Origin of the sequence: Acidovorax sp. CCYZU-2555, from assembly GCF_018413525.1 — a bacterium.
Taxonomy (GTDB): Bacteria; Pseudomonadota; Gammaproteobacteria; order Burkholderiales; family Burkholderiaceae_C; genus Comamonas.
Map to the genome: position 1 here is coordinate 44,801 of NZ_JAHCDD010000012.1, position 16,403 is coordinate 61,203.

Below are 16,403 nucleotides of genomic sequence, written 5' to 3' on the forward strand. Positions count from 1 at the left end.
ATGGCTGTGGACACCCCCGACTCCGCGCAGCCCGGCCATGGCCTGGAATTCATGGATCTGCTGGCGTACATCTATCTGCAGCACGGACTGCCCGACAAGGCCGCGGTACTGCTGAGCGCGCGCGATCTGCTGGTGCCGGACGAGCCGCGCGCACTGCTGACGCTGGCGCTGGCGCGGGTGCGCTCGGCCAAGCCCGGCAAGGCCTTGGAGACGCTGGAACGGCTGGCGATTCTTGGCGCGATGAGCGCCGAGTTCCATCTGATCAGGGCCCAGGCCTTGCATGCGCTCGAGCGCCATGCCGAAGCCGCGGGTGCGATGCGCGCCTATGTGGCCTTGCTGCTATCTCCATCGCCATCGTCTCCTGCGACGCCCTTGCCCTCCGCCTGATTTCCGGATCTACAAACATGTCGCAGTCTGTTGCTTTCGCCCGTTTGCAGCGCGTGGTCCAGCTGGCCACCAGCCGCAATGACCTGATCCTGGCATTCTTCCTGGTCGCGGTCATCTTCATGATGATCCTGCCGCTGCCGACCTGGCTCGTGGATGCGCTGATCGGCATCAACATGACGATCTCGGCGATCTTGCTGATGGTCGCGATGTATCTGCCGTCGCCGCTGGCCTTCTCGTCGTTTCCGTCGGTGCTGCTGGTGACCACGCTGTTTCGCCTGGGCATCTCGATCGCCACCACGCGACTGATCCTGCTGCAGGGCGATGCCGGCCACATCATCGACACTTTCGGCAACTTCGTCGTCGGCGGCAATCTGGTCGTCGGCCTGGTGGTGTTCCTGATCCTGACCATCGTGCAGTTCGTGGTGATCACCAAGGGCGCCGAGCGCGTCGCCGAAGTGGCGGCGCGCTTCTCGCTCGATGCCATGCCGGGCAAGCAGATGTCGATCGACGGCGACATGCGCGCCGGCACCATCGACATGGACGAGGCCAAGCGCCGCCGCGGCATCGTCGAAAAGGAAAGTCAGCTGTACGGTGCGATGGATGGTGCGATGAAGTTCGTCAAGGGCGATGCCATTGCGGGCCTGATCATCGTGGCCGTCAACCTGCTCGGCGGCATCGTGATCGGCACCATGCAGCGCGGCATGACGGCCGCCGATGCGGCCAAGACCTATTCGGTGCTGACCATAGGCGACGGTCTGATCGCGCAGATTCCGGCGCTGTTCATCGCCATCTGCGCGGGCATGATCGTCACGCGCGTGCAGACCGGCGACGGGCCGTCGAACGTCGGCAAGGACATCGGCGCCCAGGTGCTGGCCCAGCCGCGCGCGCTCGTGATCGCAGCCGGCGTGGCGCTGGCCATGGGGCTGATTCCGGGCATGCCGCTGACGGTGTTCCTGGTGCTCGCGGTGGTGATAGGCGGCATCGGTCTCGTGATCATGCGCGGCACGCGCCGCGTGGTCGATGCGAAGACCGGTGAAGTGACCGAAGTGCCGGCCATGCAGGCCGCGGGCGACAAGAACCCCAAGCCCAAGAACGACGGCAGCGACGAGTTCGCGCCCACGGTGCCGTTGTTGATGGATGTGGCCGCAGCGCTCAAGAGCAGCTTCGATGCCGAAGTGCTCAACGAGGAGTTGCTGAAGATCCGGCGGGCGCTGTACTTCGATCTCGGCGTGCCGTTTCCGGGCATACAGCTGCGTTTCAACGAGGCGCTGCCGGCCGAAAGCTACAACCTGATGTTGTCGGAAGTGCCGGTGTCGCAGGGGCGTCTGCGCCCCGGCTATCTACTGGTGCGCGAGACCGAAGCCAATCTGAATGCGCTGCAGATCAGCTATGAAAGCGATCGCGCCTTCCTGCCCCACATTCCCACGCTGTGGGTCAGCGAGACGCTGCGTGACACGCTGACGCGCGCCAACATCAGCTACATGGATACCAGCAAGGTGCTGACCTACCATCTGGCCTTCGTGCTCAAGAAGTATTCGGCCGACTTCATCGGCATTCAGGAGACGCGTTTTCTGCTCAGCGCGATGGAGGGGCGCTTCCCTGATCTGGTCAAGGAATCGACGCGCGTGCTGCCGATACAGAAGATCGCCGAAATCCTGCAGCGCCTGGTGTCGGAAGACATCTCGGTGCGCAATCTGCGCGCCATTCTCGAGTCGCTGATCGAGTGGGGGCAAAAGGAAAAGGACTCGGTGCTGCTGACCGAATATGTGCGCTCCACGCTCAAGCGCCACATCAGCAACAAGTACTCCAGCGGGAACAATGTGCTGCCGGCCTATCTGCTGGCGCCGTCGGTCGAGGACACGGTGCGCGGCGCGATCCGGCAGACATCGGCAGGCAGCTATCTGGCGCTCGATCCGGCGGTGAGCAAGGCGCTGGTGGAGAACATCAAGAAGACCGTCGGCGACATCGGTGCGAGCCAGCAGCGGCCCGTGCTGCTGACCTCGATGGATATTCGCCGCTACATGCGCAAGATGATCGAGCAGGACCTGTATGAGCTGCCCGTGCTGTCGTATCAGGAGCTCACGCAGGAGATCAACATTCAGCCGCTGGCGAGGGTGGACCTGTGAAGACCGCCCCCGCGTCGCGCGCTGCCGGCTCAGACCTTGGCGACTCCTTCATCGAGGGTGTCGGCCACGGCGAACAGCGTGAGAAAGCCGCTCATGTCGAACACATCGCGCACCATGTCTTGCAGCGAAGTCAGCACGATCTTGCCCTTGCTCGCACGCAGCTTCTTGCCGGCCAGCAGCACGACGCGCAGGCCTGCGGAGCTGATGTAGCTGAGCCCCGAAAAGTCGAGCACCAGGCGCTGGCAGCCGGCATCGAGGTGCTCGGAAAGCAACTGTTCGAGTTCGGGAGAATTGCTGCTGTCCAGACGTCCCAGGGGACGCAGGATGAGGATGTCGTCACGGTGCTCGGTCTCGATGTTCATGCGCTTAACCAATTCGATGAGGGTGATGAATTTCTGACTCAATACGCCAATCGATTGTATGTAGTGCGCACCGGGTTGGGTAGCCCATTGCGCGGTGTAAACCGATATTGTTCGCACGCCGATGGCGCGCGCGAGGTGTGCGCATGAGACACCACGATCCCCACCTTGTCGCGGCCCCTATTTCCGATACCGCGCTGCTCGACATCGAGCTGCGCATCCTGTCGGGCTGCCATCAGGGCGCAAGCCTGGCACTGGCCGCTGGCGAGCTGCTGCGCGTCGGCAGCGAGGGCGATTGCGACGTGCTGCTCAGCGACTGCGGGCTGGAGGCCGACGCGCCCTTGCAGGTGTGGTGGCGCGATGGCTGCTGGTTCGCGCTTTCGGCGCAGGAGCTGGCGTCGGCGCAGGAAGATGAGGCCGCTGCGCCCAAGCCGCGCGGCTTGGCGCTGGGCGCCGTCGCGCTGCTCGGACAAGTGCATGCCACGGTGTGCGCCGCGCATCTGGAATGGACCACCATCGCTGCGCCGGCACCTGTGCCGATGCCACAAGCTGCGCAGGCGCAAGAGGATGAGGGCGAGGGGCAGGCAGATTCCCTGCCAGTCGACGAGATGCCGCCGCGGGCTGCTGCGGCGGCCGTGCCAGTGCCATCGGCGCGCAGCGCCGCAGCGCTGCGGCGCCTGCGCCCGCTGGCCGCGGTCGGGGTGCTGTCGCTGGTGCTGCTGGGCGTGGGCTGGGCCGTGTGGCGCCAGGCGCCGTCATCGGCACAACCCGACCCGGTCAGCGCAATCACGTTCTCGCCGCAGGCACAGGAAAAGGCCGTCAAGGAAGTGACTTTGGCGATTGCGCTGGCCGACCCGGCGCTGCGCATGGCGGTGGCGCCCAACGCCCAGGGCGGCGTCACGGTCAGCGGCTGGGTCGAGAACGCCGAGCAGTTCGACCGTCTGGCGCAAGCCCTTTCCAACCTGCGCCCGTTGCCCCGGCTCGCGGTGCGCACCGCCCAGGAAGTCTTCGATGGGCTGACGGATGTGGGGTCTGGCCTGGGCCTGAGCCTGCGGTTCGCGCCCATGGGTGCGGGCAAGGTGCAGGTGCGCGGCTTGGTGATCACCCCCGAAATGCAGCAACAGACGCTGGCCCAGCTGCGCGCGCGCGCGCCCGAAGGCATAGAGATCATCGATGGCCTGCGCGTGGCATCGCTGCAAGGGCCGGAAGTCTTGCGCTGGCTGGGCGCGCAAGGCCTGCGTGCCACCGAAGCGCGTTGGGATGGCGAACAACTGGTGTTGGCCGTGGGCGTGAACCCGGCCCAGCGCGCGCAGCTCGAGCGCCTGCTGGCCACGGCGCAGACGCCGTTGAGCGGCGTGCCTTTTCTGCTGCAGACATATGTTCTTCAGGAGCCCGCAGCCGCGCGGCGGATGAGCCTGGCCGAAGCCAGACTGCCGTTTGGCATTCGCAGCGTGGTCGGCGGCGCCGCACCCTATGTGGTGCTGGCCGATGGCGCCAAGCTGCAGCCCGGCGGCGCGCGTGGCGGCTGGCGGCTGGCGGCGATTGCGCCCGATCACCTGGTGTTCGATGGTCCGAAACGAGTGGAAGTGAGCCGATGAAATTGCTGTTGCCCGACGCCGTGACGGCGTCCGACCCCGGTCCCCTGAGCGCGCTCGAAGAGCGCCTGCATGGCGCAGATGCCGCGCAGGCGCGCGAAGAGACACAGTCCCTGCTGGCCGACCTGGAGCGGCGCGCGCGCGCCGGCATGTCGGCCGGGGCCGCGCCTGACCGTTACCGCGAACTGGCGGCGCTGCTGGACGCGAGCCTTGCCGCGCAGGAAGCGCTCGCGCATTTTTCTCCCACCCCGCCTCCCGCAGGCAGCCATTTATCCCACCTGGGACAAGAAAGGAAATAGACCATGAGCACCATCTCCGGCGTGACTTACGACTCGATCGCCAGCACGGTTGGCCAGACCAGCTCCAAACTCGAGGCCTCGCTGAAGACCGCCATCAGCGAGCTTGGCGACAATCCCGACCAAGGCAAGATGCTGGGAATGCAGTTCGAACTTCAGCGCTGGACCATGATGTCGCAGCTGCAATCCACGCTGGTCAAGCTGCTGGGCGATACCTTGAAGGAAATCACCAACAAGCTGTAGGCCGAACCGAGGCGCCCCGGTGCGGGCGCTTCGTGGCCAGCTCATCGCGGCGACGCTGGCGGTGCGGGAATCACTTCCGCCACGTTGAGCAGCAGCATCGGCGGATAGAGCTGCAGCGTCTGTGCGGTGGGAATGTTCACCAGCAGCGAAAAGCGCTGCAGCGTCGATGCGGCGATCGCGCTGACGGGCTTTTTCTCGAGCAGGATCTGGCGCGCCATCGACCCCGCGAATCGGCCGACATTGGTGTCGTTGGAGAACAGGCCGAACAGGCAGCCCGAGCGCCGCACGATGCTCTCCGTGGTGCAGAACGTAGGCAACTGCTGGCGCAGCGCGGCCTGGGTGATCGCTTCGCGGTGGGTGAAGGCGAGGAACGTGATGGGGCCGATATAGAGCAGGTCGGCGCCACGCGCGGCGATGTCGGCCACCAGCGGCCCGATCTGTGCGGGGTCGGGCGTCTGGTCGGCGTTCAGCCCGAGACTGGCATCGATCACCTGCAGCCCCAGGCGCTGGGCCTGCGCCTGCAGGTTGCGCAGGATGGTCAGCGAGTTCGGCTCGGCCGGGTTGTGCAGGTAGCCGATCTTGCGAAACGGCCTATAGGCCTGAATGGCGTTGAACTGGATGTCGAGCGGCGCGACATGGCTCACGCCGGTGACGTTGCGTTCGGGCTGCTGCAGGTTCTTGATCAGCCCGGCGTTGACCGGGTCGGTGACTTCGGTGAACACGATGGGCGTGTTGCGCAATGGGTTGGCCGCATTGCTCTGGTCGTGGCGTCCGGCGAGCGCCAGGGACGTGGGCGTACCCCAGGCATAGATCAGGTCGGGGCGCAATGCCGCGACCTGCTGGCGCAGCGCGTCTTCATCGAGCTTGTTGCCGCTGAAGCGCACTTCAACGTAGCGCGCCGCGACATTTTCGCGCTCCAGGTAGTTGCGAAAGCCGGCTTCGGTGCTTTGCGCCGCACGCGGCAACACCATCACGATGGTGAAGGGCCGGGCGGCTACGGCGGCGGACTGCGCAGCCTCGTTCGCGCGGGCCGCGGGCGCCACGGCCAGGCCCAGGCACAGCACGGGGCATGACAGGGGCCGCAGAAGACGAGAAAGCAATGCGTTGGGTTTCATGGCGATCCGGGCAGGGGAGGAAAGGAAACGGCGGGCGTGGCGCTGCGCAGCGCGGGCAGCATGCCCAGCGTGGCGGCGGCGAGAAACAGGCCGATGGCCCACATCGCCCCGGTGTAGCCAAAGGCCGCGACCGCCCAGGCCGTGGCGAAAGGCGCGGCGATGCTGCCCAGCCGCTCCAGCAGGCGAAACGCGGCCAGCGCCTGTTCGGGCGTGGCGTGCTGCGCACTGCCGGCGCGTGGCTCGAAGAGTTCCGTGACCAGCGCCAGCTGAGGCGATGATTGCAGCGCCTGTCCCAGGCCCAGCAGCGCGCAGCCCATGGCCATGCCGGGCACGCCGCCCAGGCCGGGCAGGGCCCAGCAGGCGAGCGCGCTGATCAGCCCGCCGGCGATCAGAAACGGCGCGCGCCTGCCGCTCGCATCGGACCAGCGCGCGCACCAGGAAGCGCTGGCCGCGAACACCAGGAAGTACAGCAGCAGCGCGCGCCCGGTCATGGCCGCGGGCTGTTGCAGCGCGTTCATCTGCAGCGGCACGACCACGGCCAGCAGCGTCACCGCGACCAGGCGGGCAGGCAGGGCCGCACCGAAAATCACCGCCAGCGCGCGCGGGTTGCGCACCACGGCCGCATAGCCGCGCCAGCCGCCCGTGGCCGAGCCGCGCGCGGGAGAGCGCGGCACGACGGCCAGGCGCTGGCTCGCGACCGCGGCCAGCAGCATGCACAGCGCGCAGGCGGCAAACCCGGTCGCGGGCCCGGCCTGGGCGGCGATCATGCCGCCGAACGGCGGGCCGACAATGCCCGCGGCGACGATGGCGCCCGCGATCTGCGTCATGCCGCGCGCGCGCTGTGCGGCCGGCGTGATGCGCACCAGCGCCGTCTGCGCCAGGATCAGCGCCAGGCCGTAGGCCATGCCCGCGAAGGCGCGCAAGACCACCAGCGCCAGCGCCGACTCGGCCGCGCCCGTGGCCGCCAGCGCCAGGCTGCCGGCCAGCGCCGCCAGCACCAGGCCCCAGCGCAGATCGATGCGACCGGCCAGCGCCGGGCCCGCGGGCTGGGCCAGCGCCAGCGTGGCCATGAACGCCGCGACGGGCAGGCCAGCGACCATGGTCGGACTCAACTGCAGGCCCAGCGGCGGCATGTCGATGGCAAACACCGTGAAGAACGGGCGCAGCAGTTCTTCCGACAGCGCTATCAGAAAAATGACCAGGCGCAGCCGCGTCATCTGCGCCGTGGTTTCGGGCCCAGGCTGCGCGGCGCTGGCTACGGGCGTGAGGCGCTGGCGCCGCCCGGTCCAGCGCGCGAATGCGCCACGCGGGACAGCGCTGCGCCGCGCGAAGTGCTGTGCCGCGAGCGTGGCCAGCGTCGAGCGCTGCCAGCGTCCGCGCGCGCACTCGAGCAGCAGCACCGCGGACACCACCAGGGCCAGCGCCAGATCAAGCAGCATGCCGGCGAGCTGGCGGTCCACGTAATCGGTGGGGTAGCCGACGACCACGCGTGCGCCCTGGGGCGTGGCCGCAGACCAGCGCAGGTCCTGGGCCGCCGGCGCGTCGAGCGCTTCGCCGCGGCCGCGCTGAACGGTGGAGTGCAGATCTTCGGTGGGGCTGGCCTGCAAGGCGAGATAGCCGAGTTCGGGCGCGCGCTGCAGCGCATCGTCGAACAGCGCGCGCACGCCCTGCAGCTGTGCCAGCGGAATGCCGTAGTCGAGCGCGCGCGTGATCTGCCGGCCCAGCGTGTGCGCCATCGCATCGGCGTTCTCGGCGATCTGCTGCGCGACCAGCGGGCGCGCCGTCTCGCGCGCACTCCAGACCATGGCCAGCGGCGTCGCCACGCAGACCAGCGCCGCGCCCAGCGTGAGCCAGGCCGTGGCGCGCGTGCGCGGCGCGCCTTGCCACTGCAGGCCCTGGCGCCACAACGCCGCCCAGACCAGGGCCAGCGTGAGCAGCAGCAGCGGTGCGACCTGGCCCAGGATGTGCAGCGCGGCGGCGCGGGCCTGGGCCTGTGTGGGGCGCAGGTCGATGATGAACCAGAGATTGGCGCCGGTCTGCCCGCTTGCATCGGCCAGCGCCCGGCCGATATACAGCCTGGCGTTTTCGTTCCTCACCAGCGACGGCTGCGGCGGCGCCGCGGCCGCGAGCTGGCGCTGCCAGGGCGCGGCAATCGCGCCCGCGTGCCGCGGGTCGCCGGCCTGTGCGATCACCGTGCCGTCGGCGGCTTGCAGCCGCAGCGCGAGCAGCTGCGGCTCCTGCGCGCCAAGTTGCTGCAGACGATCGAGCCAGACAGACTGCTCGGTCAGGGCCACGCCGAAGCGCATGCCGCGTTCGGCCTCCAGGCTGATCTGCTGGCTCAGGCGCAGCAGACGCTGCTGCGACAGATCGGTCAGCAACTGCTGCACGCGCCAGGTGATCAGCACCAGCGACAGGCCGAACAGCACGATGGCGCAGAGCGTGGAAAACAGCAGGGCTTCGCGTTGAAGCGTGCGTAAAAGGCTCGTCATGCGCTGCGCCCTGTTCTATAGTGGAAGCACCTTCGGCCGCTGGCGTCGCGGGTCTGTGCCACCTTCGCTGGAGTTGCCGATTGCTCAAGAGCCCGCCGCCAACATGTCCCGCTCCGGGTGTTCTGCCGCAGTTGCCCGACGCCACTTTGCGGGCACTGACGCCCGCGGATTTCGTGGCCTGGAAGCAGCTGCGCGATGAAGTGCTCGCGGGGCTGGCACACCCCGACATGTATGTGCGCGAGGCCGATGAAGCCGACTTCTTTGCGCAGAATTCGCTGCCCCGCGGTGAAGGCATTGGCGTGTTTCTCGGCGAGGAACTCGTGGCCTACGCGATGCTGGGCATGCCCACCGTGGGCGAGTACGGCCATCTTGGCGCCGTCGTCGGCATGCCTGCGGGCCTGCAGGCGAGCGTGGCGCATATGGCGAGCTGCATGGTGCGCGTTCCCTGGCGCGGAAACCAGCTGCAGGCCTTGCTGCTGCGGCTGCGCTGCGCGGTCGCCCAGGCCTACGACCGGCCGCTGTGCCTGGCCGTGGTGTCGCTGCACAACGCGCCAAGCCGGCACAACCTGCTGGCGCACGGCATGTGGATCGAATGGACCGGCGTGATCGACGGGCTGCGCCGCCAGGTGCTGCAGATCGACCTGCTCGGGCGCGCGCGCTGGGATCTGCACGACACGCGATTGATTGCGGGCGACGACTTCGAGCAGCTTTGCGCCGCGGCGGCCGGCGGCTATGTGGGCGTGGGCGAAGTCGTCGACGGGACGCAGCGCCTGCTGCGCTACGCACGCCGGCTGCCCGATGCGGTGGCTGCGTCTCATGGCGCGCAGCCCTTGTAAGTGAGCGTCACGACAGTGATGTCGTCGGCCTGGGCGGCCCCGGCCTCGAAGCGCCGCACTTCCGTGACGATGTGCTCGGTCAGCTGGCGTGCCTCGCCGCGCCGGTCGGGCAGGGCCTTGAACGCTTGCACCACCTGCAGCAGCCGCGGATCACCGAACAGCGCGCTGTGCGCATCGGTGGCCTCGGTGACGCCGTCGGTATAGAGCAGCAGGCTGTCGCCGGCCGACAGCTGCAGCGTGCCTTCGTGGTAGCGCTGGTCTTCGAGCACGGCCAGTCCCATGTTCCGGCCCTTGGGGAAGAACTGCGCCGTTCCCTGCTGCAGCAGGATGGGCGGGTTGTGGCCCGCATTCACGTAAGTCAGCTGGCCGCTGGACAGCTGCAGCACCGCATAGAACACCGTGACGAACATCATCTGGTCGTTCTCGGTGCACAGCTGGTCGTTGAGCGCCGCGATGGTCGCTCCCGGCGTGCGCAGGAACAGCCCGTTGCTCTTGAGCAGGGTGCGCGATATGGCCATGAAGAAGGCCGCGGGAACGCCCTTGCCCGACACGTCGGCGATCACGATCGCCAGGTGGTCGTCGTCGATCGCGAAGTAGTCGTAGAAGTCGCCGCCGATTTCCTTGGCCGCGATCATCGTCGCGGCGATCTCGATCTCGGGCCGGTTCGGTGTCTGGCGCGGCAGAATCGACAGCTGCATTTCGCGCGCGATCTCGAGCTCCTGTTGCAGGCTGGCCAGCATCGCCTGGGTCTGGACCGAGGCCTGTACTTCGCGCAGCAGTTTGAGCAGCCGGCTCTGCTGGGTGCTGACCAGGCCCGACATCCGGCCAAGAATGCTGGCCAGGTCGGCGAGCCCGTTGGGTGCCTCGGTCGGGGCCGACGCGGCGACGCCGCCCTGCGTGCCCAGGGCCAGCAGGATTTCCTCGCGCGATGCCGGGTCCAGGCTTTCGGCGAGGCTGCGCAGCTGGTCGCGGATCAGGCGTTCCTGCTGGCGCCGCGTGCGCACGCGTTCCTGGCGCAGCGTTTCCAGGCTCAGCAGTTCGGTGCGGATCTGCAGCACGCTGCGCGCGACGCTGCCCGACTCGTCCTGCGCATCCTCTTCTCCCGCATACAGCGCGACATCGGTCTGTCCCTGGGCCAGTGATTCGAGTACCTGCACGCTGCGCGCCAGCGGGTCGAGCGCGTGGCGCAGAAACAGGAAAAGCCCACCCATGACCAGTAGCAGCACCGCGCCCGCCTGCAGCGCCAGGCGCTGTGCAAACAGGCGTTCCTGCAGCACGTCGGCGGACACCGGCCGGCTCCAGACCAGGCTGCCGATCACGCCGCCGCTGGCGCCGGTCAAGGGCTGGCTGACGAGCTGCAGCGCGGCCTGCCCGCCCAGCCGCGGATCGTCGGCTGCCAGCGTCAGCACCTGCGTGTCGCGCACCGGCACCACGACCTGGGCGAAGAAGTGTTCGTCGGCGGAAGTGCCGGCCACGGGCATGCCCGCCACCGGCGTGCCGGCCACGGGATTGCCGCGCATGTTGAGGAGGTGGAACGCGCCGTCGAGGCGTTGTGCGAGCGCGGGCAACACCGCGACGGCGTCCTGGCTCAGCACCAGCAGATGCCGGCCGGCGCGCGTGCGCTGCACCCAGCTGTACTCGCGCGCCGACAGCTGGTGCAGGCCGCGCGCGGGCGGCGTTGCCGCGAACGGGTCGAGCAAGGGCGCGGGATCGCCGCCGACGGCGGTCGTGTCCAGCCGCTGTCCGTCCTGATCGAACAGGTCGATGCGCAGGCCGGGGTGGTCTTTCGCCATGGCCTGCATGCGCGGCGCGAGCGACTGCGCCGGGGCTTCGCCCAGCTGCGCCGCAAGGCGCTGCAGCGCGGCTATCTGCTGCGCCTGCCATTGCTCCCAGGCGTATGTCTGGGTCTGCAGCAGCAGGCGTGCCTGTTGCTGCTGGGCATATGCCCGGGTCTGCCAGACCAGCGCCGCACACAGCAGACCCAGGCAGACAATGCCCAGGGCCAGCGCGCCGAAAATTCGCGATCTAAGCGACATGGGCGCCTCTCGACGGGGTCGCAGCCGGCAAGGCCAGCAGCAGCAATGCCAGCAGCGGCAGCCAGCCCTGCAGGCCCAGCACGATGGCGACGGCGCTCAGCCCGATGCCGAGCGCAGCGCCCAGCAGCAGCCGCAGGCTGGTGGCGTGCTGCGGCGCCTGCGCGGCCTGGGCCAGGCCCTTTGCGAGCTGCAGCCCCAGCAGCACTCCCTGCAGCAGCGGCTGCAGCCATTCGATGGCGCCGGGCCAGGGCAGGGGCGCCACGGCGGCCAGCAAGGCGAGCATGACCAACCTGCGCGCGCGTCTGCGCCAGGGCGACCGCAGCGCGGGAGCCCGCCCGCGCGGCCCCGGTCCTGCGTGCCACGACCAGACCAGCGCCATTCCTATGCCCAGCGCGCATTGCTGCAGCAGGGCCGGCGGTGCGGCCGGGCCGGAAAGCACCAGACCCGGCAGCAGCGGGCCGGCCACGAGGCCCGCGGCCAGGCCCAGTGCGGCCCAGCGCCATGCCGCGGCGCGCGCGCGCGCCGCAGCTGCCATGCGAACCCTCCAGGGGCTGTGGGCCACGTCCCAGCGCGTCGCGAAAAACAGCCCGCAGAGCATGGGCAGCAGCAGCGCGGGCACGGCCCAGGCGGGGCGCAGTGCCGCATGGGCGTAATAGCCGAGCGCGGGCGCTAGCCACAGCAAGCCGCCCCACCAGGCGAGCAGCGCGGCGCCGGGCATGCCGGGCTGGGCATGGGCGAATCCGGGGTGTGCATCGGGATGGGTCTGGGCGCGCGTGCAGGCGGCCAGCGCGGCGCCCGCGAAAGCGCCGTTCCAGGCTGCGATCCAGCCGGGGTGGGGCGGGTTGTCCAGCAGCATCGCCAGCGGCGCCAGCAGCAGCGCGGCCAGGCCCAGGATCAGCAGGCTCAGCGTGGCCATGCGCAGCCGTGCGGCCAGCGTCCAGCCCGCCGCCGCCGCGAGCACCAGCAGGCTCAGACATGCGGCCGGCAGTGCCTGCTGCCAGCTGCCCGGGCTGTCGCCGGTGGGCGCGAGCCCGCGCAACGCATAGGTCAGCGGCGCGATGGCGCCAAGGCACAGCAGAAGGCTCATCCACAGCGAATGGACCTGGACGGCGACCAGCCGCACGACGGCCGGCTCGGCATCGGCGAAGCGGTCCTGGCCTTCGATTTGCAGCAGCACCTGGTCGAGGTAGTCGCGCCGCAGCTGCTGCGGTTCGGTGCGCCGCAGCGAGCCGATCAGCAGGCGCATGCGCGTGACGCGCTCGTGCACGCGGCGCATCGCATGCGCGACTTCCTGCACGCGCAGATCGAATGATTTGCGCTGCGGCAGGACCAGCAGCCGGCGGTAGTCGCCACGCGCCGCCCAGCGCGTGATCATGCGCACGCCATGGTTGCGCAGCCAGGGCCCCGGGGCGCAGGCGAAGAGGGCGCCCAGATAGGCCAGCGCGCTGACCAGCAGCACCGCGGGAACGAGCAGCGCCAGGCGCTCGTCCAGCCCCTGCAGGCTGCCGTTGTGCAGCTGCACGTGCACGCGCGCCTGGGCGACGCCGGCGGGCGCGACATCGGCGCTGCCGGTGCTGATGTCGGGCGCGGGCGCTGCGGTCTGCGCATGGCTGATCCAGAGCAGTCGATCCTGCAGGTCGTGCACCGCGATGCGCGTGACTTCGGGGTGGCTACGGTTCCAGCGATCGAGAAACTCGGGCACGCCCACGAGCTGGTCCAGGGGAATGCCGGCGGCAGCGGCATGCGCAAGCCGCTGGCCTATGGATTGGGCCATCAGCTGCGCGCGCGTTTGCGCCGCCTGCTCGCGCACCGTCTGCATCTGGCGGTGATGGACATGCGACAGAAACACCGCGGCCAGGGCCAGCAGCACGGCGGCCGCGCAGCCCAGCTGTATCGCGGTCCACTCCCGCGCACTTTGTCTGGTATGTCTGCGCATCATTCGATACGCTCCACGGCGTCCAGCCGTTGCGAGCCGTCGTCGAGCCGCTGGCCCGTGGCCGCGAGCTGGGCCTCGATCTGCGCGAGCCGCCCGCGCGCCAGCGCCTGCCGCAGCCGGCGCTGGGGGGCCGTGGCCAGCCAGATCGCCGCGATGCCGGCCAGGGCCGTGGCCAGCAAGCTGAACAGCAGCGCCGGCGTCAGCATAGGCTCGGAAAGGTAGTCGGTGGCGCGCGAGGCATAGGTGGCGCCCACATGGCCTGCGGTCTCGCCAAACGGGGTGCGCACATCGACGCCCATCAGCGGTGTCGACTCGATCAACGCATGCCAGGGCTGGTGCCGCTGCGCGCCCTGCAGCGCCGCGGCCCGCGCCAGCGGGGGCAGCGGCTCGCCCACGGTGCCGCGGTCGGTGCTGAAGAGCGCGCGGCCGTCCGGGTCCAGCACGTCCAGGCTGTAGAGCTGCGGGTCCTTGCGCAGATAGCTTTCGAGCAAGCGCTGGATGCGCGGGTGGTGCTGCAGCTCCGTTCCCAGCGACAGCTCGCCCTCGAGTTCGCCCTGGATCTCGCGCAGCGTGAGTTCGAGTTGCGCGCGCTCTATGGTCTGCAGCTCCTGCTGGCGCCAATGGTCGAGCAGGCCGGCGATCAGCAGCACGCCGCTGAGCACGATCAGCAGCCACAGACCGCCGACTTCGAGCCAGGGGCCGGCGAAGCCGCCAGAAGAGTTGTGGTTTGTGCGGGGGCTCATGTCACAATATTCAGACAACCGCGCAACGCCGTCTGGCTGGCCCTGCGCACCTCGTACCCAACAGTCCCGCAATCAACGGTCGCTTATGAAGAATCCCGTTTCCTTGAGGTGTGATCTGCATGGCACGGTCCAGGAATTGCCGGCGTTCTTCGAGCGCCTGGATGGTTGGGCCGAGGCCGCCGATCTGCCCCCGGGGCTGACGACCAAGCTCGGGCTGATGCTCGACGAGTTGCTGACGAATGTCGCCATGCATGCCTATGGCGGCCAAGGGGGGCCGGTGTCGGTGGAGGTGGAGTTCGTGCCGCCGCAGGCGCTGCAGGCCGTGATTCGCGATCGGGGACCCGCGTTCGATCCCACCGGTCTGCCTGCGCCAGACCTGGACATTGCGTTGGAGGAACGGGACATTGGAGGCTTGGGCGTGCATTTTGTGCGCAGACTGGCCGATCGCTTTTCCTATCGGCGCGAGGGCGATTGCAACGAGGTGACGTTGGGCTACTCATCGGTAGGTAACACCAGGCGCTGAATCGTCTCGCGGGTCGCGCAATTTGCGTGGACGGCCTCGGCTGCTCCCTGTGCCGGGCCGCGTGCTCAGGCGATTTCGGGCCCGGGCACCTGGTCGTTGACGACAAAGCGCGCCAGCGTGGCCACTGCGCTGTCTGCCCGCGTCACATCATCGAGAACGCGCAAGGTCGTGGTCCAGCGATCGGGCGTGACTTCGGCCACCGCATAGCCGCGCTTGTCGGGGCGCGCGAGCAGGATGTGCGGGTTGTTGTCGGCGATTTCCTGGGCGCGCGTGCGCGCCGTCTTGCTGTGCGACGTCAACGACGTGCCGCAGAACTCGCTGCCTATCACCTTGGATTCCGGGTCGGAGAAATCGCTGAGCACGCGACTCACATAGTTCTGGTGAATGTCGCCGCCTATCACCACGGCGTTGCGCACCGCGCTGGTGCGTATCGCATCGCATACGCGCTGGCGGCATGCGGGATAGCCATCCCAGGTGCTGGCGTTGAAGCTTTGCGCGGGCGCCTTCTTGTAGTTGCGCCGCGAGAACATGGTCTGCTGCGCGAGCACGCTCCAGCGGGTCTGGGCGCTCGCATCCTGGCCCAGGCCGTCGGCCAGCCAGCGCTCCTGGGCCAGGCCCAGCATCGAGCGCTCGGGGTCCAGCATTTCAGGGCAGTGTTCGGGCGAGACCGAATCGGGCGGATTTCCGCCCGGCGCACGGCAGGGCTGGGCATTGCTGTACTGGCGCGTGTCGAGCAGGTGAAAGCGCAGCAGCCGGCCCCAGGCATGGCGGTCGTGGACTCTCACACCGTCGGCCGTGCCCAGGCCTTCGATGCCGTGGCTGAGGCTGCAAGCGCGCAGCGGCATGTTTTCGTAGAACGCCTGGTATCCGTGGGCGCGCATGGCGCCGAACGCCTGGCGCGGCCCCAGGCCTTCGAGGCCCGCATAGTCGTTCTGCACTTCATGGTCGTCCCAGGTCACGATCCACGGGCAGGCGCGGTGCGCGGCCTGCAGTTGCACATCGGTGCGGTACAGCGCGTAGCGGTCGCGGTAGTCCTGCAGCGTTCTGGCGACCGCGAGCGTATGCGTGCGCACCAGCGGCGGGTGCGGCGGCTTCTTGGGCATCGCGTACTCGTAGATGTAGTCGCCGAGAAACAGCACGGCGTCCAGATCTTCGTCGAGCATGTGCTGGTAGCCCGCATAGCGGCCTTGCTCCCAGCGCTGGCAGGACACGAACGCAAAGCGCATCCTGTCCGGCATGGCGTTGGCGTCGGGCGCGGTGCGCGTGCGCGCGGTCTGCGTCACGGCGTCGCCGTGCATGAAGCGGTACCAGTACCAGCGGTCGGGCCGCAGGCCGGTGACTTCGACATGCACGCTGTGGCCCAGCGCTTCGAGCGCTTGCGCCGTTCCGCGGCGCACGATCTTGCCGAACGCTTCGTCCTCGGCGATTTCCCAGCGCACGGTCAGCGCGGGCGGCAGCGGCGTGCGCGGCGTGTCGGCGGCGACCGTGCCCGGCACCGGGCCGGCCAGCAGGCGCGTCCAGAGCACAAAGCCGTCGGAGGTGGGCGAGCCGCTTGCGACGCCCAGCGCAAACAGATCGCGTTGACGCAGCGTTTGCGACCAGCTCCAGCGGGGCAGAGAAGTGGCGACGGCGGCGCTGGACGCCAGAAGGAAAAATTCACGGCGAAGCATGCAAGGCACTCCCGGGCAGTCGCTGGCATGGCAGCCCATTGCTGCCGGC

At 68.8% G+C, this 16,403-nt stretch carries 14 protein-coding genes; 7 read left to right on the top strand and 7 right to left on the bottom strand.

All coding sequences use genetic code 11. The annotated features are described in order from the left end of the window. Both sctY and sctV read left to right on the top strand, forming a co-directional pair. Positions 1-387 carry a type III secretion apparatus assembly chaperone SctY gene (gene sctY / locus KHY18_RS06220; protein WP_213295757.1) on the top strand — a complete coding sequence of 129 codons (387 nt, stop codon included), beginning with the start codon at positions 1-3 and terminating at the stop codon, positions 385-387. Positions 388-404: 17 nt separating this feature from the next. Continuing rightward, positions 405-2,513, top strand: coding sequence for a type III secretion system export apparatus subunit SctV (sctV, locus tag KHY18_RS06225; RefSeq protein WP_213295760.1), 2,109 nt, complete (start codon positions 405-407; stop codon positions 2,511-2,513). 29 nt (positions 2,514-2,542) lie between these two features. On the opposite strand, the gene KHY18_RS06230 is transcribed toward sctV, so the two are convergent. Beyond that, positions 2,543-2,875, bottom strand: a complete 333-nt coding sequence (locus tag KHY18_RS06230) for an STAS domain-containing protein (RefSeq protein WP_213295763.1) — start codon at positions 2,873-2,875, stop codon at positions 2,543-2,545. A gap of 143 nt (positions 2,876-3,018) precedes the next feature. Here KHY18_RS06230 and sctD point away from each other — a divergent pair, with 143 nt between their 5' ends. From sctD to KHY18_RS06245, 3 genes are read left to right on the top strand one after another with little or no spacing between them, the layout of a single operon-like run. Then, on the top strand, positions 3,019-4,470 hold the full coding sequence (sctD, locus tag KHY18_RS06235; protein WP_213295766.1) for a type III secretion system inner membrane ring subunit SctD: 1,452 nt from the start codon (positions 3,019-3,021) through the stop codon (positions 4,468-4,470). Beyond that, the gene (locus tag KHY18_RS06240) at positions 4,467-4,766 is read left to right on the top strand and encodes a hypothetical protein (protein WP_213295769.1); all 300 of its coding nucleotides are present in this window, start codon (positions 4,467-4,469) and stop codon (positions 4,764-4,766) included. Before sctD ends, KHY18_RS06240 begins: the two co-directional genes overlap by 4 nt. A gap of 3 nt (positions 4,767-4,769) precedes the next feature. After that, positions 4,770-5,006 carry an EscF/YscF/HrpA family type III secretion system needle major subunit gene (locus KHY18_RS06245; RefSeq protein WP_213295770.1) on the top strand — a complete coding sequence of 79 codons (237 nt, stop codon included), beginning with the start codon at positions 4,770-4,772 and terminating at the stop codon, positions 5,004-5,006. 41 nt (positions 5,007-5,047) lie between these two features. On the opposite strand, the gene KHY18_RS06250 is transcribed toward KHY18_RS06245, so the two are convergent. Beyond that, positions 5,048-6,106 (bottom strand): ABC transporter substrate-binding protein, encoded by a 1,059-nt coding sequence (locus KHY18_RS06250; protein ID WP_213295773.1) that lies wholly within the window; start codon positions 6,104-6,106, stop codon positions 5,048-5,050. An 11-nt stretch (positions 6,107-6,117) separates the two neighbouring features. Then, entirely contained in the window at positions 6,118-8,610 is a 2,493-nt protein-coding gene (locus KHY18_RS06255; RefSeq protein ID WP_213295776.1) for an MFS transporter, read from the bottom strand. Positions 8,611-8,756: 146 nt separating this feature from the next. Here KHY18_RS06255 and KHY18_RS06260 point away from each other — a divergent pair, with 146 nt between their 5' ends. Next, a complete protein-coding gene (locus tag KHY18_RS06260; RefSeq protein WP_213295778.1) occupies positions 8,757-9,446 on the top strand; it encodes a hypothetical protein in 690 nt (229 codons plus the stop codon). On the opposite strand, the gene KHY18_RS06265 is transcribed toward KHY18_RS06260, so the two are convergent. From KHY18_RS06265 to KHY18_RS06275, 3 genes are read right to left on the bottom strand one after another with little or no spacing between them, the layout of a single operon-like run. After that, complete coding sequence (locus KHY18_RS06265) at positions 9,425-11,482, bottom strand: SpoIIE family protein phosphatase (protein WP_213295781.1); 2,058 nt, start codon at positions 11,480-11,482, stop codon at positions 9,425-9,427. The genes KHY18_RS06260 and KHY18_RS06265 overlap by 22 nt on opposite strands. Beyond that, positions 11,472-13,421 (bottom strand): hypothetical protein, encoded by a 1,950-nt coding sequence (locus tag KHY18_RS06270; protein WP_213295783.1) that lies wholly within the window; start codon positions 13,419-13,421, stop codon positions 11,472-11,474. The genes KHY18_RS06265 and KHY18_RS06270 overlap by 11 nt, the downstream gene beginning before the upstream one ends. Further along, on the bottom strand, positions 13,418-14,161 hold the full coding sequence (locus KHY18_RS06275; RefSeq protein WP_213295785.1) for a PDC sensor domain-containing protein: 744 nt from the start codon (positions 14,159-14,161) through the stop codon (positions 13,418-13,420). The genes KHY18_RS06270 and KHY18_RS06275 overlap by 4 nt, the downstream gene beginning before the upstream one ends. 85 nt (positions 14,162-14,246) lie before the next feature. Between KHY18_RS06275 and KHY18_RS06280 the strand changes: the two genes are divergently transcribed. After that, on the top strand, positions 14,247-14,684 hold the full coding sequence (locus KHY18_RS06280) for an ATP-binding protein (protein WP_213295793.1): 438 nt from the start codon (positions 14,247-14,249) through the stop codon (positions 14,682-14,684). 65 nt (positions 14,685-14,749) lie between these two features. On the opposite strand, the gene KHY18_RS06285 is transcribed toward KHY18_RS06280, so the two are convergent. Beyond that, positions 14,750-16,354 carry an alkaline phosphatase D family protein gene (locus KHY18_RS06285; protein WP_213295795.1) on the bottom strand — a complete coding sequence of 535 codons (1,605 nt, stop codon included), beginning with the start codon at positions 16,352-16,354 and terminating at the stop codon, positions 14,750-14,752. Positions 16,355-16,403: the final 49 nt, after the last annotated feature.

Coding starts and splice junctions, on each gene's coding strand:
- sctY (WP_213295757.1), top strand. CDS start 1: ATGGCTGTGGACACCCCCGACTCCGCGCAGCCCGGCCATGGCCTGGAA.
- sctV (WP_213295760.1), top strand. CDS start 405: ATGTCGCAGTCTGTTGCTTTCGCCCGTTTGCAGCGCGTGGTCCAGCTG.
- KHY18_RS06230 (WP_213295763.1), bottom strand. CDS start 2,875: ATGAACATCGAGACCGAGCACCGTGACGACATCCTCATCCTGCGTCCC.
- sctD (WP_213295766.1), top strand. CDS start 3,019: ATGAGACACCACGATCCCCACCTTGTCGCGGCCCCTATTTCCGATACC.
- KHY18_RS06240 (WP_213295769.1), top strand. CDS start 4,467: ATGAAATTGCTGTTGCCCGACGCCGTGACGGCGTCCGACCCCGGTCCC.
- KHY18_RS06245 (WP_213295770.1), top strand. CDS start 4,770: ATGAGCACCATCTCCGGCGTGACTTACGACTCGATCGCCAGCACGGTT.
- KHY18_RS06255 (WP_213295776.1), bottom strand. CDS start 8,610: ATGACGAGCCTTTTACGCACGCTTCAACGCGAAGCCCTGCTGTTTTCC.
- KHY18_RS06265 (WP_213295781.1), bottom strand. CDS start 11,482: ATGTCGCTTAGATCGCGAATTTTCGGCGCGCTGGCCCTGGGCATTGTC.
- KHY18_RS06270 (WP_213295783.1), bottom strand. CDS start 13,421: ATGATGCGCAGACATACCAGACAAAGTGCGCGGGAGTGGACCGCGATA.
- KHY18_RS06275 (WP_213295785.1), bottom strand. CDS start 14,161: ATGAGCCCCCGCACAAACCACAACTCTTCTGGCGGCTTCGCCGGCCCC.
- KHY18_RS06280 (WP_213295793.1), top strand. CDS start 14,247: ATGAAGAATCCCGTTTCCTTGAGGTGTGATCTGCATGGCACGGTCCAG.
- KHY18_RS06285 (WP_213295795.1), bottom strand. CDS start 16,354: ATGCTTCGCCGTGAATTTTTCCTTCTGGCGTCCAGCGCCGCCGTCGCC.